We start from the raw sequence: 21,435 nt of genomic DNA, 5'->3' as shown, positions 1-21,435 counted from the left end.
GCCCCGTTTGTGCCAGCGGAGGATCAGGAGTCCTCGCCGGATGCCATGCCGGGCATTCCGAGGAATGCCAACGGTGTGAACGTGGTGTCTGCCGGCCCACGCAACACGATCGTCATCCACCGGGACGACGCCCCCTCGCTTCGGCGACACCCGGACGCCTCCCGTCTGACCGGGTGCTGCGGCCCGTTCGGAGCCGCTGGCCCGAACCAGGTGTGCCCATGCGGCGCCGAGGTGGCACGCTCCGGCGCCACCATCAACGGCTGCGGATTCAACACTGATGGCGGACTGTTACGGCCCCATGAGCTACACCTCTATCCCGACCGGGTGTCCTCACAGCACGACGTACGGCCAACCGCCGCGACCCGAGAAGCACCCTGACCGGGAGGGACGACCAGGCGGCACGGCACTCGGCCAGTGTCAGCTCGAAATTGGACCGGGACAAGGTCCCGGTCCAGCGATTCGCCTGGTCGACACGGTCGCTGGTTGCCTGGAGCGACATCGGCTCATGGCTCGTGGGTGGCCCGGCCTACTGCTCCTCAGGGGCCGGCCGGAGACGGTTCCACTGCGGGTCGAAGCAAATAAGGTCACGCTCGGCAGCCATCCGCGCCGCGCGCGCCGACACTTCCTCACACATGCTGTACCGCATGGCGAAGTAGATGATCGGACCCGACGCGTTGCCAATCAGCGGGCCATCGGACCATGGGCTCACGTCATCGTCGTCCTCGGTCATATCTATCCAACGGTCAAGCAGAGCCTCGACGTAGGCGCGGATACGCGGAGTCGGTGGAACATCCTCATCCACTCCGATGTACTTCCGGTAGGTCATTCCGGCAGTGTGCCGGTTCACGCCGACACTTCAGTCCCCGGTCGATCGCCAGCCGGGTGCGCCCCGGTGAGTACGGCGGATGCACCCTCCGGCCCGACCTCGCGGTTGGATGGCCCTCGAATCGCCAGCTCCGCTCGCTTCCTCACCGCCCTTGGTTCCGGGGCTTCCGCCGGAGGGCGGCCCGAGCTACCAGATGTGCGCGCGCTCGTCGATGAATCGAGGCGGCTCGCCAAGGAAGGTACTGGCGGGCACCGCTCCGTGCGCGACGTTAAGGGTGTCCAAGCGGTAAAGCGAGGCGCCGCCGTTCATCCCCATGAAGCGGTAGTTGATCTGCCAGCGCAGCCATTCGCCGTAGGCCAGTCGGACCGTAGGCGGCCGGCGGTGACGGCGCGGCATGCCCCAGGCCGCCGGAAACAGTTCAACCTGAAGGTGCCCGTCCACGAGCAGGAGACGCACCTCGCTCCGGTACGACGGACGGAGCCGGAGACGCAGTTCGCCCTGGTACGGCACGTGTACCAGAGTCTCGCGAGGCTCGAACCCATCGGCCTCCCCCATGTTGATCTCTTGCGTCAGCGGCGCAACCTGTGCCGGCAGCGCGAACGACACCGGTACCGCGTTACGCCGAGTTGCCTCGGCTCCGCCGCGTGAACGCTTGGTCCACGAAGTGCGAACCCACTGCGTCACCGCATCCACATCGGAATAATCGGCCCCTACCCGTCCTGACGCAACTCAGATTCACGACGCCGATTGCCTCCTGGGCGCCGTGGATAGCCTGCCACTCGAAAAACGGCAAAGGCCCCGATTCGGACTGCCGCCTGACCGGGGCCTTCGCCTTGGTACGGGTGAAGGGAATCGAACCCTCACTGCCGTCAGCTCAGGAATCGGTTGATCTGCACCATGTGTAGGGGCATCCTGGGACCGACGGGCACGGGCATCTGACGTTCGAGGGGATCGCGTGGCGCTGACCAAAAAGGGATCTCGGCTCATAACGATTAACGGCGTCGCATACCGGTGGCGGGTCCGTAGCAGGCCCACCTACATGCAGGCGCTCTGCGACCGACCACTCACCGTCGCCGTAGAGCAGGTTGACCGCAAGGGCAACGTACTGCTAGTCACGATGCCCCAGGACCACCCGAGCAACTGGATGGGTCGACCGGCGGTCCCCGTTCTCCCATCGACGGTCGCTGTGATCGTCCGCAAGGCGTTGGCCGGGGGATGGCAACCTACTCGACCAGGCCCGGCCTTCCACACGGATGCATCCAACCCGACTCCAAAGCCAGCAACCCCTTGACCTCCAGAGATCGGCGATGCGGTCTGGCTCGGCTAGATCAGCGGCCAGCCAGCCCGACCGATACGTGCCCGGACAGTCTTTCTCTGTAGCCGATCCCAGGGGGAGGCTCGCCATACCGCCTCCCCAGATCGCAGTAACGGCTGGAAGCCGGCCGGTCCCCTCGGGTCGTCCCGACCCGAGCCTGCTGGCCTATGGCACGTCCTACCTGAACCTGGCAGGCTACGGACACTTGGCGACGGCGAACGACAGGAGCGGGGGCAATGGCTCTTCTTGACGTAGCTGGCCATATAGCCGATCTCTCCGCACTGCCCATCGCCGCTGTTGGTTTCGGCCTAACCCTGTGGCAACTCAGGAAGACCCGGAAGGCAGCCGAAGCAGCTCGTGACGCCGCACATACGGCTCAAGCCGCAATTTCCCGTAGCAATGTTCTCGTACTGATACCGCAGTTGCAGCGAATAGAAGAGGAGCTGGAGCGCGCGGTCCTGAGTAAATCCAAGACTCTCGTGCGTTCTCACTTGCAGTCATGGCGCTGGCAGGCTGGACAGATGAAAGGCTTATTGAAGGCCGGCAGCCTGGGCACCGATGAACTCCTTATCGACATTCAGGACTCGATCTCTGGTGCATCTGAAGCCGCCTCCCAACTCTTATCCACCGGAGACCTGGATTTAGCTGACGTGACGAAAGTCGCCCGTTCCTCAATGGCGCGCGCAACAAACGAGCTCAGTTCGATTGCAAGTATGCAAGGAATTCAGTCAGGAGGAAGCTGATGCTAGATAATGAAGGGGCTCACCGACTTGCCCGACTTATTCAATCCCTCGCATCCGCAACACGCGAGAATCGAATAAAATGGCGCTCCAACAGAAACAAGTTTGAGGGTGGTTATTCTTTTACTGCTTCGACCCCAAACTTCACCGTGATACTCAGCGATCACGAAACCGGTGGAGCGAGTATTCGATTGCAGGATGAATCAGGCAGCGACATGCTCGACCATAGCTCAGCCCTAGACCCAGAATGGGTCCCGCTCAATACCTCTTTACACAAGCTTCTCAAATTGGTCTCGGAGAAGACACTCAAGGTCAACGAATTTATCGATAACGCGATACGAGACATCGACCGTCTTCTTTAACTCCGGCCACCGGCGCCGTGGAACAGGGGCGGTAACCTACTAGCCTGGCCTCACTATGTCTGCCACGCCTGACGAACCCAAGCAGCTTGTGAGGCCACCTGATTCTGTGCCGATCGCTACTGTAGTTAGGGTTCGGTTGGTACTCGGTCGTCACTCGGATATTCGCACTCGGGCGTGGATCTGGCGAGCGCATTCTTCGGGGGCGACCTCCGCCGTATTTACGCCGAGGTCGGCTTGAGTAATCGGCTTAGTTTCATCCGATGCACAGATTCGCGCCTGCACATCTCCCGTTCCACGAACGATAATTCTCTGCGAGCTAGGCGGGCTGTTCAACGCCGGTCACCACCGCAACCGGGCCGCGATCCGATAGGACAACAACACCCACAGCCTGGAGAAAATCCCCACCTTTGCCATGGCTGCGCTGGCCGCGATCGGCTCCATGCCGGACACCATCTCAGACCGGGCCGTGATCGTGCGGATGCGCCGCTGGGCGCCCGGGGAGGTGGTGGCGCCGTACCGGCACCGACGCGATAGCCCGGCACTGCGGCGGGTGGCCGAGAAGCTGACCGAATGGCTCGGCGCCCACCTGGCCGACCTCGAAGCCGCCGGACCAGCCATGCCCGTCGAAGACCGCGCCGCCGACACCTGGGAACCACTCGTAGCCGTAGCCGACCTGGCCGGGGGAACGTGGCCGCAACGAACACGGATCGCGGTCACCACCCTCACCGCGGAAGCCGACGACGCCGGGAACGTGTCGACCCGCGTGCGGCTGCTGGCCGACGTCCGGACCACGTTCACCGTGCTCGGTGACCCCCCGGCCGCATCCACCCACGAGCTGCTCACCGCACTCAACGGCGACCCGGAAGCGCCGTGGGCCGACTCCGGACCGGCCGGGAGGCCGATCTCTGGCTTTCGGCAAAGGAAGCGGAGATCGCGCGGGGGGACTGGCTCGACCCGGAGGCGGGCAAGATCGGCCTCCGCGAGTACGACGAGTCGTGGATCCGGGAGCGGCCCAAGCTGCGGCCGAAGACTGTCGTCCTGTACGAGGGCCTGCTCCGGCTACACATCGCTCCGGCGCTCGGCAAGCTCACGTTGACCGAGGTGACCACTCCTCGACTGCGTAAGTGGCGGCGGGATCTGCTCGACGCGGGCGTGGGACCGGTGACGGTGGCGAAGGCGTACCGCCTGCTGCGGTCGATCCTGAACACGGCCGTCTCCGACCGGCTGATCACGAAGAACCCTTGCGAGATTCCGGGTGCCGGCCTGGAGAAGAGTCCGGAACGGCCAACGGCGACGATCGAGCAGGTGTTCACCATCGCCGGGGCGGTGCCTGAGCGGTACCGGGTGCTCGTGCTGCTGGCCTGCTTCAACTCGCTGCGCTGGGGTGAGCTGGCCTCGCTGGCGCGTAAGCATGTCGACACGGTGGAGGGAACGGTGGTCGTCGAGCGGTCGGTGGTAGAGCTGCCCACAGCAGAGCTGGTGTTCGGCCCGCCGAAGTCGGACGCGAGCGTGCGCGTGGTGACCCTTCCGATGATCTTCCTGCCGGACGTGGTGCGGCACCTGGCGGACTTCACCGGGAAGGGTCCGGAGGCGCTGCTGTTCGTCGGGCCGAAGGGCGGGCCGCTGCGCCGGTCGAACTTCCAGGATCACTGGCGCAAAGCCATCGCTGAGGCTGGCATTCCCGGCCTGCACTTCCACGACCTGCGGCACACCGGGAACACCTGGGCAGCGGAGACGGGCGCGACTCTGCGGGACCTGATGGACCGAATGGGCCACTCGACCACCCGTGCCGCGCTGATCTACCTACACAAGACGGCGGGCCGAGATCGGAAGATCGCCGACGCGCTGAGCAAGCTCGTGGAGGATTCGCGAGGCACCACGGCGAAGGACACGGCCGGTGTCGACGACCAGGGCGCCACCGACCCGGCGGCCGGTGGCACGGACGGGCACGCTGATCGTGAGGGGCACGCAGGGGGCACGACGCCCGACCAGTGATCAGAGATAGCGAAGGCCCAGCGTCAGGAAATGTCCTCTGACCTGGGCCTTCGTTGTCTGAGCGGGTGACGGGAATCGAACCCGCACTGTCAGCTTGGGAAGCTGATGTTCTGCCATTGAACTACACCCGCGAGCGGAGCCCACTGTACCTGGTCCGCCTCCGGAGCGCATCAACGTACCCCACGGGAGGGTACGTGCCGGCCTGACAGCGGAGCAGATCGATCGGGACCACGCCGATCCGCGTTGTTTGCGAAGAGTGTCCCGGCCTGTAACGTCCGCCACACCTGTAACTTGCGGCGCGTGAGTTTAGCGTCGCTCTCCGTGGGGCGAAGGAGTGAGGTCGTGGGTTTGCACCGCATCCGGAAGTCGTTGCGCTCGGCTGGCGTGGCGTCCACTGCACTCGTACTGCTGCTCGGATCGACGGGGGTGGTCGCGCGGCCGGCGGTCGCCGGCGCGGCCGGAGCACCAGCCGCGCCCTGCGTGGAACCGGCGGACACCCACCCGCTCGCCAAGGCGAAACCCGGTGCGCCGGGCGGGCACGACCCCAACCAGTTGAGCGGCACCGAGGCGGCGCAACGTAACCGCGATCTGGACACCGCGTACGCGGAGCGGGTCGGGGTCGCCCCGTTCAGCACCACCCCGACGAAGATCACTATTCCGGTGGTGGTGCACGTGATCAGCCGGGACCGTACGCGGGCCGGCGGCAACATCCCGCGTGCGCTGATCGACGCCCAGCTCAAGGTGCTGAACGAGGCGTTCACCGGTGGGAGTGGCAGCGCGGTGACGCCGTTCAGGTTCAAGCTGAAGAAGCTCAACCGGGTGGTCAACCCGGCCTGGTATCCGATCGTGGCGGACAGCCTCACCGAGACGCAGATGAAAAAGGCACTGCGGGTCGGTGGGCCGGAGACTCTCAACCTGTATCTCGGCGCGCTCAGCGACGACCTGCTCGGCTGGGCGACGTTCCCGCAGAAGAAGCTGACCTCGTACGACGGGGTGGTGGTGCTCTCGGAGTCACTGCCGGGCGGTACGGCGAAGCCGTACAACGAGGGAGACACGGGTACGCACGAGGTCGGGCACTGGCTGGATCTCTTCCACACGTTCCAGGACGGGTGCACGGGTGAGGGTGACGCGGTGGCGGACACCCCGGCCGAGGCGGAGCCGGCGTTCGGCTGCCCGACGGGCCGGGACTCGTGCGTCAGCAAGCCGGGGTTGGACCCGATCCACAACTTCATGGACTACACGAACGACTCCTGCATGGACAGGTTCAGCCTCGGACAGGTGAACCGCATGGTGAAGGCGTGGCAGGCCTATCGCGCTCTGTTGTGATGAAGTCGAACGACGAGGGCCGGCCCATTCCCGAGGAGCCGGCCCTCGTCGCGTCCTGTGGACTTACAGTGCCCACTCAGGGGCGCCTGGACACTCTTCAGGAGGCCCAGACGGCGGGGTCGGGGGCTGCCGCCGCCACCCGGGGCTCCCGGACGAAACGCTGGTCGACGGCGTTGGCTGTCGACGCCCCGCGTAAGTCGGACGGATTGGGGTGCCGGCGGGTACGGCGACCCCGGCGGGTCACCTGCGGTCGGGTGGCGGTGGGGTCGAGCCACACCTGGACGCCCGGCCGCTCGCCGCCCGGCCCGCCGTAGGCGAGTGGGATCGCGTCGGCCCGCCCGTGTCGGGCCAGCATGGCTGCCTCGACGGTGAACTCGAACAGCCGCCAGTCGACCCGCGGCTCGGCCCGCACCGTGTCGGCCAGCCGGGCGATCTTCGCCGGGTCGGTGACCGCCTGGGCCCGCCCGGCGACGTACGCCTCGTCGTCGCTCTCCTCCGGCGGGAACGAGTGCAACGCGTAGCGGCCGTCGCGTTCGAGGTCGCGCCGCTTGGGTGAGTCGACGACGAAGCAGAACAGCCCTTCGTCGTTGATCACCGGCGACACCGGATGTACGCGCGGGCCACCGTCGGCACGCACGGTCGCCAGGTAGCCGAGACCCGGCCCGTACTGCTGCAGGAGGATGCGGATCGCCTCGGCGAGACGCGGGGCGTCGGCGGCGAATTCGGACCAGGATGCCATGCGGAGAGTCTATCGAACACATGTTCGAGAGCGGTAGTGCGACACGCGTGAGCCGGGCGCCACTCCGGGTACGGGTACGCCGTGACCGGGCCCGACGGCTCGCTAAGGTGTCGGGATGCTGCTCTCCGACCGCGACCTGGTCATCGAGATCAAGGCGGGCACTCTCGGGCTCGACCCGTTCGAGCCCGCACTCGTGCAACCGTCGAGCATCGACGTACGGCTGGACCGGCTCTTCCGGGTCTTCAACAACCATCTCTACACCCACATCGACCCGGCGAGTCAGCAGGACGACCTGACCTCGGTGGTGGACGTGCCGGACGGCGAGCCGTTCGTGCTGCATCCCGGCGAGTTCGTGCTCGCCTCGACGCTCGAGGTCATCTCGCTCGGCGACCAGCTCGCCGGCCGACTGGAGGGCAAGTCGAGCCTGGGTCGGCTGGGACTGCTCACCCACTCCACCGCCGGTTTCATCGACCCCGGCTTCTCCGGCCACGTCACGCTGGAACTCTCCAACGTGGCCAACCTGCCGATCACCCTCTGGCCCGGCATGAAGATCGGCCAGCTCTGCATCTTCCGGCTCTCGTCCCCGGCCGAGCACCCGTACGGCTCAGCCGTGTACGGCTCGCGTTACCAGGGCCAGCGCGGCCCCACCCCGAGCCGCTCCTGGCAGCACTGGCGCACCTGGCCGACCCGCTGAGCGGGTAGCGACGACAGTCAGGGCTGGCACCCGCGTACGGGATGCCAGCCCTGATCGTTTCGAGACGGGTCGACCGGTGGTCAGCCGGGGCGGCCGAAGCTGTGGATCGTGCCCTCGTCGACGCGTTTCATCTTGATCGGTTCACCGGCCTGGGAGGCGTGCACCACCCACCCGTTGCCCACGTACATGCCGACGTGGTGCAGGTCGGCGTAGTAGAAGACGAGATCTCCGGGGCGCAGGTCGGCGCGCTTGACGTACGCCGTGACCCGGCGCTGCGCGGCGGCGTTGTGCGGCAGCGTCACCCCGGCCTTGGCCCAGGCGGCGAGCATCAGCCCGGAGCAGTCGAAGTTGTTCGGCCCGGCGGCGCCCCAGACGTAGAGCTTGCCGATCTGCTGGCAGGCGTACTTGACGGCGATGCCGGCGCCGCCGCCCGGGTACTCGGACGGGCACGGGGCCGGGGCGAGCGGGCCGCCGCCACCGTTGCCGTACACCTTGATCCGCAGTTTCTGCAGCCGGTCGATCTCGGCGTCGATCTGCTTCTTCTTCGCGGCCAGGTCGGCCTCGGTGCGGGTGAGCTGGGCGACCAGGGTGTCCAGCGGCGCCTTCTGGGCCGCGTACTTCTCCTTGAGGTCGACCACGGCCTGCACGTCGTGCTGCTGCCGGCGGGCGAACTGGTCGAGGATGGTGAGCTGGTCGGCGAGCATCGTCGGCGAGTCCGTGGTCAGGATCGCGTTGATCGCCGAGGCGTTGTCGCCCTTGTACGCCCGCACGGCCATGTCGCTGACCTTGCCCATGGCCATGTCGACCTGGAGCTGCAACGGCTGGATCTTCTTGGCCAGCGCGTCGGCCTGCTTCTGCTTGACGGCCAGGTCCTGGCGGGTGGCGTTGTGCTTCTCGATGATCGGTTCGAGCTGGTTCCAGGCCACGTCGATCTGCTTCTCGATCTCGGCGACCGAGGGCTCGGCGTGGGCCGGGGTGGTACCGAGCAGGAGAACGGCTACGCCGGCGATCGCGGCGAGCAGGCTGGTACGGACAGGCCAACGGGTACGCGATCGCACGGTCATCGGGTCGACCGGAGTCGACGCAACGGACAGCGACCGCGGGGCATGGCTAGCCACCGGGGTTGGGCGCTCCTTCTTCCGTTACCGCGTACCGGGTTAGCTGACGGGTTCGGGCGGGAAGTGGCGCCCTACCACGAGAATTCGCGGATTCACCCCGAGGTGCTGGGTCCCCGGCTCGTTTCGGAAAACGATTCGGCGGTGTCGAGCCGGTGCCACCCGGGCTGGGTGGACTGGTGCCGCCCCGACGATCTCCCACAGTAGGAAGCCTGTTATTGAAGTGCAACCCGTGGCAGGAGTGAAATCTTTCCGTATATCAGACAACCACGTACGGTGTGTTGTGGTCGACATAAAGAGAACCCCTTGCTAACGGCGGGTGCCGCTGGCAAGGGGTTCTTCATTGCAAATCTGGGCAATTACACCAGGTCAGCCCGGACGGCGGAACCCGGCAACCGGCATGACGTCAATGCTCTGCATCTGCACCGGCTTACCGGACCGTGGCGAGTGCACCATCAGCCCGTTACCGACATACATACCGACGTGGTGCAGATCACCGTAGAAGAAGACCAGATCGCCGGCTCGGGCGTCGGCCCGGCTCACCGCCTTTCCCTCGTTCCACTGTGCACCGGTGAAGTGCGTGAGCTTCACCCCGGCCTTGCCCCAGGCGTACTGGGTCAGGCCCGAACAGTCGAACGAGTTGGGGCCGGTCGAACCCCAGACGTACGGCTTGCCGATCTGCGCGCAGGCGGTCTTGACCGCGGTGCCGGCGGCACCACCGGGGTACGTCGCCGGGCAGGGGCCCTTGCGCAACGCGCCACCGGCACTGCTCGACCCGTACGCGGTCAGACGCAGCTTCTCCAGCCGCTCGATCTCACCGTTGATCTGCTTGCGCTTGCCGGCGAGCTCGGTGTCCTGCTTCTTCTGCTGGGCGATCAGCTCGTCCAGCTTGCGCTTCTCGCCGTCGTACTTGTCCCGGGCGGCGGTGACGTCGGCGATCTGCTCCTGCTGCTGGCGGGCCAGGTGGTCCAGGATGGTGAGCTGGTCCGCGAGCTGGGTCGGCGTACCGGTGGTGATCAGCGCGTTCAGGTCCGACGACGGGCCGGTCTTGTAGTAACGCGAGGCCAGGTCACCGACCCGATCGAGCGCCATGTTGGCCTGTAGCGCCAGCGGCTGAATCTTCTTCTGCAGGTCGGCCGACTTCTTCTGGTTCGCCAGAAGCTGGCCGTGCACCTTGTTGTACTGCTCGATGGTCGGTTCGAGCTGCACCCACTGGGTGTCGATCTGCGATTCGATTTCGTCGACCGTCGGAGCGGCCTGCGCCTGCGTGGCGGGCAGCAGTCCGGCGAGCACCACGGCAGAGAGCGCCAACAGGCGGTACGTGCGGCGGCGTGTGCCACCACCCGGATGCTCATGATTGGTCGAATGGCGATGGGAGGGCACGCGTGCCACCGGCACCGACTCCTTCGTTACCGACCGCTGGGTGCCACCCGAGGGGGGAAATGGGCGCCGACGTCCCACAGCGGTCGGAGCCCCACATTAGGGAAGGTTCGTTCGCGAATCAAGGCCGCTGGTCGGATACTCCTCGCTGTATTCAGACCGGCGCAATCGGTTGCCGGACAACGGTCTCAGTCGACCTGCCAACGACCGCAGTCAATACATCGTCGAGCGTTACCACACCCAGCGGCGCCCGGCCGTCACTCACCAACACCATGTGCCGGCGCTCGCGGCGCATCGACAACAACAGTTCGGCCAGCGTACGGTCCGGTGGCACCACCGCCAGCGGACGCAACACGTCGGCCGGCACCGGTGCCCGCCGAGCCGCCCCGGCATAACCCAGTACGTCCTTCACGTGCACGAAACCGAGCACCCGTCGGGTACTGCGCTGCACCACCGGGAACCGCGAACGGCCCGTACTCGTGGCCAGCACCTCCAGCGACGCGGGCGACACGTCCTCGGCCACCGTCGTCACACTCGACCACGGGCGCAGCGCGTCCGCGGCGGTACGGCGGTGCAGCGCTAGCGCCCCGGTGATCCTTGCGTGTTCCACCGGGTCGAGCAGCCCCTCGGTACGCGCCTGCGCGACCAGCCCGGCCAACTCCTCCGCGGTGAACACCGTCTTCACCGCGTCCGCGGCCTCGATTCCCCACAGCCGCAGCACCCGCCTCGACGCCCACTTCATCGCCAGCAGCAGCGGCTTGGTCGCCGTGCAGAACGCCAGCATCGCCGGCCCGAGCGCGAGCGCCGCCCGCTCCGGCCCGGCGAGGGTGATGTTCTTCGGCACCATCTCGCCGACCACGGTGTGCAGGAACACCACCACGCCGAGGGCGAGCACGAACGCGACCGGGTGCACCGCACCGTCCGGCACACCGATCGCGTGGAACGGGCCCTCCAGCAGGTGCGCCAGGGCCGGCTCGGCGATCGCGCCGAGACCCAGCGAGCAGATGGTGATGCCGAGCTGCGCACCGGCGATCATCAGCGGGATCTGGTTCATCGCGGACAACGCCCACCGGGCCGGTTTGGACACCGCCGCCATCGGCTCGATGACCGTACGCCTGGAGGCGATCAGCGCGAACTCGCTGCCCACGAAGAAGCCGTTGCCGAGCAGCAGCACGAGAGCGACCAGCAGCTCGGTCACGAGCCACCACCCGACGGCCGCCCGGTCATGCCGGCTCCCCGGGATCCGGCGGACGCAGGACCCGTACCTGCTCGATCCGGTGCCGGTCCACCTCGACCACGGTGAACTCGTACCCCTGCTCGGTGACCGTCTCCCCGGCGACCGGGATGTGCCCGAGGCGGGCCAGCAGGAAGCCTGCCAGGGTCTCGTAGGGACCGTCTGGCAGCCGGAAGCCGGTCTGCTCGGCCAGTTCGTCCGCGCGGCGTACCCCGTCGACCAGGACCGTCCGCTCACCGCCCGGCACGGTCAGTTCGAGCCACTCGCTGTCCGGTTCCGCCGCCGGGTCGAACTCGTCGGCGATCTCACCGACCAGCTCCTCCACCAGGTCCTCGACCGTGACCACACCGTCGGTGCCGCCGTACTCGTCGACCACGATGGCCAGGTCGGCGTCCGCGCGACGCAGCGCGGCGAGCACGTTGTCCAGGTCCAGGCTCTCCGGTACGTACACCGGCTCCCGGGCCACCGCGGCGACCGTCGTCTCGGCCCTGCGGGCCAGCGGTACGCCGAGCGCGTCCGGCACCCCGGCCACCCCGGTGACCAGGTCGAGGGTGTCCTCGTACACCGGAAACCGGGTCCGACCGGTGCGCTGGGCCAGGTCGAGCAGCTCGGCCACGGTGGCGCCGGCCCGCAGCGCGACCACGTCGACCCTCGGGGTCATCGCCTCCGCCGCCCGTTTGTCGCCGAACCGGATGGTCCGGCGCAGGAGCATCGCGGTGTCCGGCGGCAGCGCGCCGGCCTGCGCCGAGATCGCGGCCAGCAGCCCCAGCTCGTCGGCGGACCGGGCGCTGGCCAGTTCCTCCTGCGGCTCCACGCCGAGCCGCCGCACGAGCCAGTTCGCCGAGTTGTTCAGGGCCCGGATCAGCCACTTGAAGACGATGCTGAAGGTACGCATCGGCGCGGCCGTGGCCAGCGCCGCCGGAAGCGGCCGGGCCAGCGCGGCGTTCTTCGGGATCAGCTCACCGAAGAGCATCGACAGCAGGGTGGCCAGCACCAGCGACAGCAACGGGGTGACCAGCTCGGTACGGTCGCCGAGCAGGGGCCGCAGCACCGGGCCGAAGAGTTTGGCCAGTGCCGGTTCGGCGAGATAGCCGGTGAGCAGGGCGGTGATGGTGATGCCGAGCTGCGCCCCGGAAAGCTGGAAGGAAAGTTCCCGCAGTGCCTTGTGGACCGTACCGGCGCGGCGGTCCCCGGCGGCGGCGCGTTGGTCCACCTCGGCCCGGTCGACGGTCACGAGGGCGAATTCGGCCACCACGAAGAAGGCGTTGCCGGCGGTCAGCAGCACGAAGGCGACCAGCGGCAGGAGGGTGGTCAACAGTGGGCTATCGATGATCTGCTCACCTCGGCGCCGATTGTTCCACGACTGCGCGCGGGGCACGAGCGCCGATTTTTCCCGGTTGGCCGCCGGGGCGGCGTTCGTCGGAGTCAGCTACCGAGGTAGCGGAGCACGGCCAGCACCCGGCGGCTGTACCCGGTGGTGTGCGACAGCCCCAGCTTCTCGAAGATCGCGTTCACGTGTTTCTCCACCGCGCTCTGCGACACGTGCAACTGCCCGGCGATGGTGGCGTTCGTCTGCCCCTGCGCCATCTGGTCCAGCACCGCCCGCTCCCGCTCGGTGAGCCGGCCCAACGAGTCCGTGTGCGACGTACGCGCCAGGAGTTGGCGTACCACCTCGGGGTCGAAGGCGGTGCCGCCGGTGCCGACCCGGGCCAGGGCGTCGAGGAACTCGCCCACCTCCACCACCCGGTCCTTCAGCAGGTAGCCCACCCCGTCGGTACGACCGCCGAGCAGGTCGACCGCGTACCGCTTCTCCACGTACTGGGAGAGGACCAGGACCCCGACGGCCGGCCACCGGCGGCGGATCTCCAGTGCGGCGCGCAGCCCCTCGTCGGTGTGCGTCGGCGGCATCCGTACGTCCGCGACCACGACGTCGGGCGGGTCGGCCCGGACCGCCTCGACCAGCGCGACCCCGTCACCGACCGAGGCCACCACCTCGTGCCCCTCCTCGACCAGCAACCGGGCCAGCCCCTCCCGAAGCAGGGTCGAGTCCTCGGCCAGGATCACCCGCACGGCAGCTCCGCGACGACCGTGGTCGGACCACCGGGCGGGCTGTGCACCCGGAACCGACCGTCCAGCGCGGCCACCCGGCGGGCCAGTCCGGCCAGTCCGCTGCCGGACGGGTCCGCGCCGCCGGTCCCGTCGTCGTCGATCGTCACCACGACCGCATTCTGCCCCGGTGCGACCTCGACCACGACCCGGCCGGCGCGGGCGTGCTTGGCCGCGTTCGTCACCGCCTCCGAGACCACGAAGTACGCGGCGGTCCGCACCGGGTCCGGCGGCTGCTCGACCAACCGGTAGTGGATCGTCACCGGCACCCCGGCCCGCTCGCCCACCCGGGCCAGCGCCTCCTGGAGGCCCAGGTTGTCCAGCGCGGCCGGGTACACCCGCCAGGCGACCTCACGGAGGTCCTCCAGGGCCGACCGGGACTCCTCGTGCGCCTGCCGGAGCAGGTCCCCGGCCCGCTCCGGATCGCCGCTGCGGCGGGCCCGGCCCAGCAGCATGCCGAGCGCGACCAGCCGCTGCTGCAACCCGTCGTGCAGGTCCCGCTCGATCCGCCGGCGTTCGGCGTCGACCGCCTCGACGATCCCGGCCCGGCTCACCGCCAGCTCGCTGATCCGGCGCTCCAGCGCCTCCCGGTCGCTCGGTCCGAAGAACATCCGGCCCAGCCGGCGATCCAGCGCGGCCAACCCGACCAGGCCCTGCGTGACCAGGAAGAGCCCGATCAGGCCGAGGAGGAGTTGACCGCCGAAGAGCAGGACGCCGCTCTGACCCGCGACCCACTCACCGAGCCACACCAGGCCGGCGACGGCGCCGTACACGAACAGCAGGAGCACGAATCCGCCGAGCAGGCCGACCGCCCAGCGCAGGCAGAGGTACTCCACCGCGCGCCGCCCGCTGTAGTCGTCGGCGTTGTCGCTGTCGAGGAACGCCGCCAGTCGCCACCGCTCCACCTCGGCGAGGTGCCGGGCACCGGCCTGGATCTCCCGTACCGCCGCCCGCCGGGCTCCCGGATGCGGCCAGACCGGCACCAGGATCAGCCCGGACCAGACCAGGTACGTCAGGTCGACCACCGCGGTCACCGCACCGAGCAGAACCCCGACCACGAGGCGTACGGCACGGCTCAGCAGTCGTACGACCGCCTTACCGGGCCTGGACGGGTTCGGGCTCTCCACCCCGGCGAGGCTACCTTTGCGGTTTCCCACAGCCCCGGGCTGCGGTTTCCCCCAGTTGCGGGCTGCTTCCCGGTTAGCTGGCCGTGGTGGCGGGTTCCGGCTGTCCCTGGGTCGGCGGCTTGACCGAGCGGAGCAGTACGGTCGCCACGTCGATCACCTCGACCTCGTCGGACGCGCCCTTGCCGTTCACCCCGTCGCTGATCATCGTGGTGCAGAACGGGCAGCCGACCGCGATGGTCTTCGCGCCGGTGGCGATCGCCTCCTCGACCCGCTCCACGTTGATCCGCTTGCCGATCCGCTCCTCCATCCACATCCGGGCGCCGCCGGCACCGCAGCAGAAGGAACGCTCGCTGTTGCGCGGCATCTCGGTCAGCCCGTCGGCCGCCGCCGCGCCGAGCACCTCGCGCGGCGGGGTGAAGACCCGGTTGTGCCGGCCCAGGTAGCAGGGGTCGTGGTAGGTGACGCCGCCGTCGATCGGGGCGACCGGGGTGAGCTTGCCGGTGGCGACCAGGTGGGCCAGCAACTGGGTGTGGTGGACAACCTCGAACTGGCCGCCGAGTTCGCCGTACTCGTTGCCGAGGGTGTTGAAGCAGTGCGGGCAGGTCGCGACGATCTTGCGCTTGGCCGGCTCCCGGTCACCGAACGCCTCGTTCAGCGTCTCGACGTTCTGCTGGGCGAGCATCTGGAAGACGAACTCGTTGCCGATCCGCCGGGCCGGGTCACCGGTGCAGGTCTCGCCCTCGCCGAGGATGGCGAAGTTGACCCCGGCCTCGTGCAGGAGGGTGGCCACCGCACGGGTGGTCTTCTTCGCCCGGTCCTCGAACGCCCCGGCGCAGCCGACCCAGAACAGGTACTCGAAGTCCTCGGTCTCACCGACCCGGGGCACCTCGAAGTCGAGGCCCTTGGTCCAGTCCTCGCGGGTGTTCGGCGGGGCACCCCACGGGTTGCCCTTGTTCTCCAGGTTGCGCAGCATCACGCCCGCCTCGGGCGGGAAGTTCGACTCGATCAGCACCTGGTAACGGCGCATGTCGACGATGTGGTCCACGTGCTCGATGTCGACCGGGCACTGCTCGACGCAGGCACCGCAGGTGGTGCAGGACCAGAGCACGTCCGGGTCGATCACCCCGCCCTCCTCGGCGCCACCGATCAGCGGCCGGTTCCCCTCGGCGAGCGAGAGTACGTCCAGGTGGGCGAGCTGGGCCTGGGTCGCCTTCTCCTCGCCGGTCAGGTCCTTGCCCCCACCGGCCAGCAGGTACGGCGCCTTCGCGTACGCGTGGTCACGCAGGCTCAGTACGAGCAGCTTCGGCGACAGCGGCTTGCCGGTGTTCCAGGCGGGGCACTGCGACTGGCACCGCCCGCACTCGGTGCAGGTGCTGAAGTCCAGCAGCCCCTTCCAGGTGAACTGCTCCACCTGGGCGACCCCGAACTGGTCGGACTCCGGATCCGCCTCCTCGAAGTCGAGGGGCTTGCCCTCGCTCATCATCGGCCGCAGCGCCCCGAGGCCCGAGCCGGTCTTGCCCGGGTCCCGCTTGAAGTAGATGTTGAAGAAGGCGAAGAACCGGTGCCAGGCCACGCCCATGGTCACGTTGAGCGCGATGACGATGACCCAGGTCATCGAAATCATGATCTTCACCATGGCGGTGACGCTGGTGCCGGCGGACCAGTCCGGCAGCACCGCGCCGACCGCGTGGCTGACCGGGGTGGCCCAGGCCGGGAACTCGAAGTGGTCGGTCGCGACCTTGAAGCCACGGATCAGGAAGCCGCAGACGAGTACCGCCAGCACCACGGCCTCGACGAAGTAGCCCTGCCACATGGTCGAGCCGGTGAACCGGGAACGCCGCTCCGGGTTGCCCGGTCGGTTGCGCAGCCGGATGGCGATCAGCACCAGGATCCCGGCCGTACCGAGGATCCCGATGATCTCGGTGACCAGGCCGTACACGATCCAGTGGCCGATCACCGGCAGGCCGCCGGTCGGGGTGACCACTTCGAAGTACGCCTCGAGCACCAGCAGCGACAGCACGATGAACGCGACCATCACGAACCAGTGCGCGGCGCCCACCACGCTCCAGCGCAGCATCCGGGTGTGCCCGAGCGTCTCGGTCAACATCGTCCGCGTACGCAGGGAGCGGTTGCCGGAGCGCGTCGGGTCGGGTTGACCCGCCCGGATCACCGCCAGCATCCGCTGCACCGCGCGTACCGCCAGCACCACCGCGACCACGGTGATGGCGGCGGCGACGGCCGTGGTGACGATCTGGACGCTGCCCATGCCCTGGCCTCCCGGTGTGCGACGTGCCCGGCGACTGGCTGACCGCGGGGGTGCGATCGTGCCTGCAGCCTACGCGCCAGGTTACCCGCTAGTAACGTGGGATTCCTCGCAGCCGGATGCGCCGCCGTACGGACACCCTAGGCGGCCCCGGTCGCAGTCGCCGCGCCGGTCAGGGTGCACGTACGCAGAGCCGGCGCCCGCGGGACGGTGCTGGCGCCGGCTGAGCTGGCTGACCCGCCCGTACGGGGCGGGTCAGCGAAGGTTGTCGTGCGAGATCAGTGGCCGATCCGGTACGCCGTCAGCGCCAACGGGAGAGCAGGGCCAACGAGCCGACCATGCCCCCGAAGCCGATCGCGAGGTTCCAGTAACCCCAGCTGGCGACCGGGTACTCGGTCTCGGAAAGGTAGTAGACCACCAGCCACGCGATGCCAAAGACGATCAAGCTGACCGCGGTGATGGGCAGCCAGATCGGGCTAGGCTTGCGGGTCGCCGCCGTGCCCGAGGGGCGCACGTCGGTGGGCGGGGTGTAGACCTTTTTCTTACGGACCTGCGACTTCGGCACGGCGCTCCTCCTGGAGGGGTGGCGATCCTCGTCCGGCCTGACAACCGGACGCAGGGGCGACGGTCCATGGCCAATAATGTTCGACAGCTAGCGTAGTCGGGTTGACCCGATCAGGCCATGAACGGGGCCAACCGGTTGCTCCGGGTGAGCACATCCGGCTACCGAGTGGGACACGAAGCCCACAGTGCGAGAGATCGACACGATGGGGAGGGCAGGCTCGGTGGAGTACACAACGGGTGTCATCTCCTGGCGCAAGGTGCTCCGCCGGGCGGTTGTCGGGCTACTGCCCCGCCGCTCCGGGCAGCGACGGCCGGGCTGGTCCGCGGCTGTGCCGTTGATCGCTCTCGCCGCCGGGCTGCTGTTCACCACCTCGGCGACCGCCGCCAACGGCACCTCGCTGCGGGAGGACCGCCGCCCCGAGCTCGCCCAGCTCATGAAGGACCGCCGCGACCAGGTGGTCGCCAGCGAGAAACAGGCCGCGGCCCTGCGCGCCGACGTGGAGCGGCAGACCGAGTCCCTGGCCGGCTCCGACGCACCCGTCGCCGCCCAGCGCGACCGGGCCGCCGCCAGCCGGGTGGCCGCCGGCTTCACCGCCCTGGCCGGGCCGGGCCTCGTGGTCGAACTCAACGACGCCCCCCGACTCGGCGACGACAGCCGGCCGGCGAACGCCAGCAACGACGACCTCGTGGTCCACCAGGGCGATGTACAGGCGGTCGTCAACGCGCTCTGGGCCGGTGGCGCGGAGGGCATGTCCATCATGAACGTCCGCGTGCTCGCCACCAGCGCGGTACGCTGCGTGGGAAACACCCTGTTACTACACGGGCGGGTGTATTCGCCGCCCTTCAAGATCACCGCAATCGGTGACCCCGCCGCTCTGCAGCGGGCCCTCGCCGCCTCCGAGGGCGTTCGGTTGTTCAAGGACGCCGTGGACCACTTCCAACTCGGATACCAGGAGACAGTGGAGTCCAGCGTGACCGTGCCGGCCTTCGAAGGGTCAACCGGGCTACGTACCGCCCAGGTGCCGGGGTGAGTTCGATGAGCGGCGACCCGTCGCACGACGAGCGCAATGGACGCCACCGTGCCCCGGACGCCGACGACCAGACCATGGTGATCCCACGATTCACCGACCCTGGTCCGCCTCCTGCGGCGTCGACCCCGACCGCCGCCGTGCCGAAAGCACCCCCTACCGCCTCGACGCCGCCGGTCCCGCCCGTTGCCGCCTCGACGCCGCCGGTCCCGCCCGTTGCCTCACCGAAGCCGCCGGCACCGGCCGCCGCCCGGCCACAAGCACCCCAGAGCCCACCGGCCAGGCCCGTCCCGCCTCCGTCGGCCGACCGCCGACCCGGCGCGGCTTCGCCTGCCGGCACCACTCCCGCTCCGGTCGTACCGTCGGTGACGCCCGCCCGTCAGCGCCCGACACCGGGGCCGACGCCGGGATCCCCGGCCCGCTCCGACGGGGTCCCGAACCCCGGCCAGGCCCGCCCGGCCGGGGCGAACCCGGACACGACAGCACCCATTCCGGCCATCCACCCGTTCACGGCACCCGCCGCAGCCGGCAAGTCGGCGGCGTCCGCCGACCCCGCCAGGGTCTGGCCCGGTACGGTCGGCCCGACCGGTGTTGCCCTGAACGGCTCCGCACGCGCAGGTGGCGCATCCACACCGGTCGCCGCGACCCGACCCGGCCCGGACCACATCGCGGGTTCGGCCGATCGGACGCAGCCCATTCCCGGGCCCGACCCGGACGCGTCCGTTCGTACCCAGCCCATCCCCGGACCCGGTCCTGCCGCAGTCACCCGCCCGAGCCCCGGCCCGTCCGCACGCACCCGGGCCCTCAACGGCCTGTCGGAGCACACCCGGCCCGCCACCACCGAGCGCCCCCAGCCGGTCACCACCGAGCCCATCCGGCCCGCGACGGCCGACCTCACCCGACCCGGCCCGGGGTCTTCCGAACGCACCCAGCCCATCCCGGGGCCGGCCGAGCTGGCATCTCTCGCAAACGGGCGGATCACCGCCGGACCGACGGCGACGGCGGCCGGCGCGAGCGGTGCCAACGGCGGCTGGAGCCGGGCCTCCGGCGGGCCGGACCCGGTTCGCGCACCTGCCCCGTCCCACCCGCTGACCGCCAGCGCGCACCCGCTCACCGCCGCCACTGCCCCGCTGGCGAGCGCGGCGCGCAACGACTCCCCGACGAAGCCGGCCCCGGGCGGTGGCACTCCCAGCCCGAACGGCGCCACGGCACCGGGCCCGACCGCCGACAGCCGGGCCACCCGGCCACCGCTGCCCACCTCGGCGCTGAGGCGTCCACCGGCGGCCCCGCCGTCGCCCGAGAACTCGACGATGGTCATCCCGGCGGTCCCGCCGGTCGAGGACACGTCGGCAACCACCCTGCTGCCCACGGTGGCGGCACGGAAGCCACGGCCGGAGGGAAGACGGCCGGAGGCACACGTCACGACCCTGCTGCCGCTCGTGGCGGCGGGATCACGGACGAACCGTGACCCGGCGACCGGCGACGAGCGACCGGGCGCGGAGCACAACGGCACCGAGAACGAGGCCGACGCTGATGGCGAGGCCCGACCCAAGCGGGGTGAACGGGTGGTCAAACTCCGCCCGGAGCGTACGGACGAGGGCTACAAGAGCGTCTACTCCGAGTTGACCCGCCCGACCATCGGCTCGCGGATCCGTACCGGGCTCCGGTTCAGCGGCGAACTCATGATCACGTTTGGCCTGGTCATCCTGCTCTTCGCCGGGTACGAGATCTGGGGCAAGTCGGTCATCGTCAACGCCCACCAGAGCGAGCTGAACCAGGAACTCGCCCAGGCGTGGGAGGACGAACCCGGCCCCGACCCGACCGTGGGGCCGACCCCGGCACCCGGAGTCGCCCCGCCGAAGGCTCCCGCCGGCGGCAAGCCGATGGCCTCGATCTACATCCCGAAGCTCGACAAGAGCTGGGTGGTGGTCGAGGGCGTCACCCAGAAGGACATCCGGTACGCGCCCGGCCACTACCCGAAGACCGCCCTGCCCGGCCAGGTGGGCAACTTCTCCGTCGCCGGCCACCGCAACAAGGCAACCTTCTGGCGCCTCGACGAACTGCACGACGGCGACGTGATCGTGGCCGAGTCGAAGACCGACTGGTTCATCTACAAGGTCACCGACAACATCATCGTCAAGCCGAGCCAGGTCGAGGTGGTCGCGCCGGTACCCGGCAAGCCCAAGGCCAAGGCGACCAAGGCGATGTTGACGCTGACCACCTGCAACCCCAAGTTCGACAACTACCAGCGGTTGATCATCCACGCCGAACTGGCTCGTACCCAACCGAAGTCGGCCGGGCAACCGGACGAGCTGAAGGGCTGAGCCGTGTACGCCTGGATCTGGCGACGACTACCATTTGGCCTGGTCGGCAAGCTGGTCGGCTCGCTCCTGCTCACCACGGCGACGGTGGCCCTGCTCTGGTACGTGGTGTTTCCCTGGGCCGAGCCACTGCTGCCGTTCGACGACGTACAGGTGACCCAGGACGGCGGCGGCCCCGACGGGGTCGAGTCCGGCGAGGACCCGGGCCTCGGGGGCGATCCGGCGACCGGCGACGACCATTCGGTGCCGTACGACACCGATGCGAACAACACCCCTCCTCCCAGCCCGAACAGGTAACCC

The 21,435-nt window shown here is 68.9% G+C and carries 18 protein-coding genes, 1 tRNA gene, 2 pseudogenes and 1 riboswitch; of the genes and pseudogenes, 8 read left to right on the top strand and 13 right to left on the bottom strand.

Features of this window, described 5'->3' with window-relative positions; translation table 11 throughout:
• Positions 1-526: 526 nt before the first annotated feature.
• Both OIE47_RS14270 and OIE47_RS14265 read right to left on the bottom strand, forming a co-directional pair.
• Complete coding sequence (locus OIE47_RS14270) at positions 527-826, bottom strand: hypothetical protein (protein ID WP_326561970.1); 300 nt, start codon at positions 824-826, stop codon at positions 527-529.
• A gap of 186 nt (positions 827-1,012) precedes the next feature.
• A complete protein-coding gene (locus OIE47_RS14265; protein WP_326561969.1) occupies positions 1,013-1,432 on the bottom strand; it encodes a hypothetical protein in 420 nt (139 codons plus the stop codon).
• Between the two features lie 945 nt (positions 1,433-2,377).
• On the opposite strand from OIE47_RS14265, the gene OIE47_RS14260 reads away from it, so the two are divergent.
• From OIE47_RS14260 to OIE47_RS14250, 3 genes and pseudogenes are all read left to right on the top strand, one after another.
• On the top strand, positions 2,378-2,884 hold the full coding sequence (locus OIE47_RS14260) for a hypothetical protein (RefSeq protein ID WP_326561968.1): 507 nt from the start codon (positions 2,378-2,380) through the stop codon (positions 2,882-2,884).
• A 771-nt stretch (positions 2,885-3,655) separates the two neighbouring features.
• A pseudogene (locus tag OIE47_RS14255) lies at positions 3,656-4,075 on the top strand (DUF3631 domain-containing protein); the annotation flags it as partial.
• Positions 4,076-4,113: 38 nt separating this feature from the next.
• Positions 4,114-5,238 carry a tyrosine-type recombinase/integrase gene (locus tag OIE47_RS14250; RefSeq protein WP_326561967.1) on the top strand — a complete coding sequence of 375 codons (1,125 nt, stop codon included), beginning with the start codon at positions 4,114-4,116 and terminating at the stop codon, positions 5,236-5,238.
• Positions 5,239-5,298: 60 nt separating this feature from the next.
• On the opposite strand, the gene OIE47_RS14245 is transcribed toward OIE47_RS14250, so the two are convergent.
• Positions 5,299-5,369 (bottom strand) — tRNA-Gly (locus OIE47_RS14245).
• Positions 5,370-5,580: 211 nt separating this feature from the next.
• On the opposite strand from OIE47_RS14245, the gene OIE47_RS14240 reads away from it, so the two are divergent.
• A complete protein-coding gene (locus OIE47_RS14240) occupies positions 5,581-6,564 on the top strand; it encodes a zinc metalloprotease (RefSeq protein ID WP_326561966.1) in 984 nt (327 codons plus the stop codon).
• A 97-nt stretch (positions 6,565-6,661) separates the two neighbouring features.
• Here the strand turns inward: OIE47_RS14240 and OIE47_RS38005 are convergent, their stop codons facing one another.
• Positions 6,662-7,303, bottom strand: coding sequence for a pyridoxamine 5'-phosphate oxidase family protein (locus OIE47_RS38005; protein WP_442792093.1), 642 nt, complete (start codon positions 7,301-7,303; stop codon positions 6,662-6,664).
• A gap of 115 nt (positions 7,304-7,418) precedes the next feature.
• On the opposite strand from OIE47_RS38005, the gene dcd reads away from it, so the two are divergent.
• Positions 7,419-7,997 (top strand): dCTP deaminase, encoded by a 579-nt coding sequence (dcd, locus tag OIE47_RS14230; protein ID WP_326561965.1) that lies wholly within the window; start codon positions 7,419-7,421, stop codon positions 7,995-7,997.
• An 80-nt stretch (positions 7,998-8,077) separates the two neighbouring features.
• Here dcd and OIE47_RS14225 read toward each other — a convergent pair whose 3' ends face one another.
• The 8 genes from OIE47_RS14225 to OIE47_RS14190 form a co-directional block, all read right to left on the bottom strand.
• Positions 8,078-9,061 carry a C40 family peptidase gene (locus OIE47_RS14225; protein ID WP_326561964.1) on the bottom strand — a complete coding sequence of 328 codons (984 nt, stop codon included), beginning with the start codon at positions 9,059-9,061 and terminating at the stop codon, positions 8,078-8,080.
• A gap of 67 nt (positions 9,062-9,128) precedes the next feature.
• Positions 9,129-9,266, bottom strand: a riboswitch (cyclic di-AMP (ydaO/yuaA leader).
• A gap of 215 nt (positions 9,267-9,481) precedes the next feature.
• Positions 9,482-10,510, bottom strand: a complete 1,029-nt coding sequence (locus tag OIE47_RS14220) for an NlpC/P60 family protein (RefSeq protein ID WP_442792092.1) — start codon at positions 10,508-10,510, stop codon at positions 9,482-9,484.
• 136 nt (positions 10,511-10,646) lie between these two features.
• On the bottom strand, positions 10,647-11,690 hold the full coding sequence (locus tag OIE47_RS14215) for a hemolysin family protein (RefSeq protein ID WP_326561962.1): 1,044 nt from the start codon (positions 11,688-11,690) through the stop codon (positions 10,647-10,649).
• Positions 11,691-11,715: 25 nt separating this feature from the next.
• Positions 11,716-13,041: a hemolysin family protein gene (locus OIE47_RS14210; protein ID WP_326561961.1), complete on the bottom strand. Its 1,326-nt coding sequence runs from the start codon at positions 13,039-13,041 to the stop codon at positions 11,716-11,718.
• Positions 13,042-13,151: 110 nt separating this feature from the next.
• Entirely contained in the window at positions 13,152-13,796 is a 645-nt protein-coding gene (locus tag OIE47_RS14205) for a response regulator transcription factor (RefSeq protein ID WP_326561960.1), read from the bottom strand.
• Positions 13,787-14,959: a sensor histidine kinase gene (locus OIE47_RS14200; RefSeq protein ID WP_326561959.1), complete on the bottom strand. Its 1,173-nt coding sequence runs from the start codon at positions 14,957-14,959 to the stop codon at positions 13,787-13,789. The genes OIE47_RS14205 and OIE47_RS14200 overlap by 10 nt, the downstream gene beginning before the upstream one ends.
• Before the next feature lie 73 nt (positions 14,960-15,032).
• Positions 15,033-17,225: a (Fe-S)-binding protein gene (locus OIE47_RS14195; protein ID WP_326561958.1), complete on the bottom strand. Its 2,193-nt coding sequence runs from the start codon at positions 17,223-17,225 to the stop codon at positions 15,033-15,035.
• Between the two features lie 298 nt (positions 17,226-17,523).
• The gene (locus OIE47_RS14190; protein ID WP_326561957.1) at positions 17,524-17,787 is read right to left on the bottom strand and encodes a cell division protein CrgA; all 264 of its coding nucleotides are present in this window, start codon (positions 17,785-17,787) and stop codon (positions 17,524-17,526) included.
• A 220-nt stretch (positions 17,788-18,007) separates the two neighbouring features.
• Here OIE47_RS14190 and OIE47_RS14185 point away from each other — a divergent pair, with 220 nt between their 5' ends.
• On the top strand, positions 18,008-18,817 hold the full coding sequence (locus tag OIE47_RS14185; RefSeq protein WP_326561956.1) for a DUF881 domain-containing protein: 810 nt from the start codon (positions 18,008-18,010) through the stop codon (positions 18,815-18,817).
• Between the two features lie 376 nt (positions 18,818-19,193).
• Here OIE47_RS14185 and OIE47_RS14180 read toward each other — a convergent pair whose 3' ends face one another.
• Positions 19,194-20,132 (bottom strand): hypothetical protein, encoded by a 939-nt coding sequence (locus tag OIE47_RS14180; protein WP_326561955.1) that lies wholly within the window; start codon positions 20,130-20,132, stop codon positions 19,194-19,196.
• A gap of 1 nt (position 20,133) precedes the next feature.
• On the opposite strand from OIE47_RS14180, the pseudogene OIE47_RS14175 reads away from it, so the two are divergent.
• Both OIE47_RS14175 and OIE47_RS14170 read left to right on the top strand, forming a co-directional pair.
• Positions 20,134-21,138 (top strand): annotated as a pseudogene (locus OIE47_RS14175) (class E sortase); the annotation flags it as partial.
• 3 nt (positions 21,139-21,141) lie between these two features.
• The gene (locus OIE47_RS14170; RefSeq protein WP_326561953.1) at positions 21,142-21,432 is read left to right on the top strand and encodes a hypothetical protein; all 291 of its coding nucleotides are present in this window, start codon (positions 21,142-21,144) and stop codon (positions 21,430-21,432) included.
• The last annotated feature ends 3 nt before the right edge of the window (positions 21,433-21,435 follow it).

This window comes from Micromonospora sp. NBC_01796 (genome assembly GCF_035917455.1).
GTDB lineage: Bacteria > Actinomycetota > Actinomycetes > Mycobacteriales > Micromonosporaceae > Micromonospora_G.
The sequence above is the reverse complement of the archived record's forward strand: the minus strand, read 5'-3'. Positions and strand labels throughout refer to the sequence as shown.

What these genes read in the sequence shown, in the direction of transcription:
- OIE47_RS14195 (WP_326561958.1), bottom strand. Translation starts at nt 17,225, where the DNA reads ATGGGCAGCGTCCAGATCGTCACCACGGCCGTCGCCGCCGCCATCACC.
- OIE47_RS14180 (WP_326561955.1), bottom strand. Translation starts at nt 20,132, where the DNA reads ATGACCATCGTCGAGTTCTCGGGCGACGGCGGGGCCGCCGGTGGACGC.
- OIE47_RS14270 (WP_326561970.1), bottom strand. Translation starts at nt 826, where the DNA reads ATGACCTACCGGAAGTACATCGGAGTGGATGAGGATGTTCCACCGACT.
- dcd (WP_326561965.1), top strand. Translation starts at nt 7,419, where the DNA reads ATGCTGCTCTCCGACCGCGACCTGGTCATCGAGATCAAGGCGGGCACT.
- OIE47_RS14260 (WP_326561968.1), top strand. Translation starts at nt 2,378, where the DNA reads ATGGCTCTTCTTGACGTAGCTGGCCATATAGCCGATCTCTCCGCACTG.
- OIE47_RS14225 (WP_326561964.1), bottom strand. Translation starts at nt 9,061, where the DNA reads ATGACCGTGCGATCGCGTACCCGTTGGCCTGTCCGTACCAGCCTGCTC.
- OIE47_RS38005 (WP_442792093.1), bottom strand. Translation starts at nt 7,303, where the DNA reads ATGGCATCCTGGTCCGAATTCGCCGCCGACGCCCCGCGTCTCGCCGAG.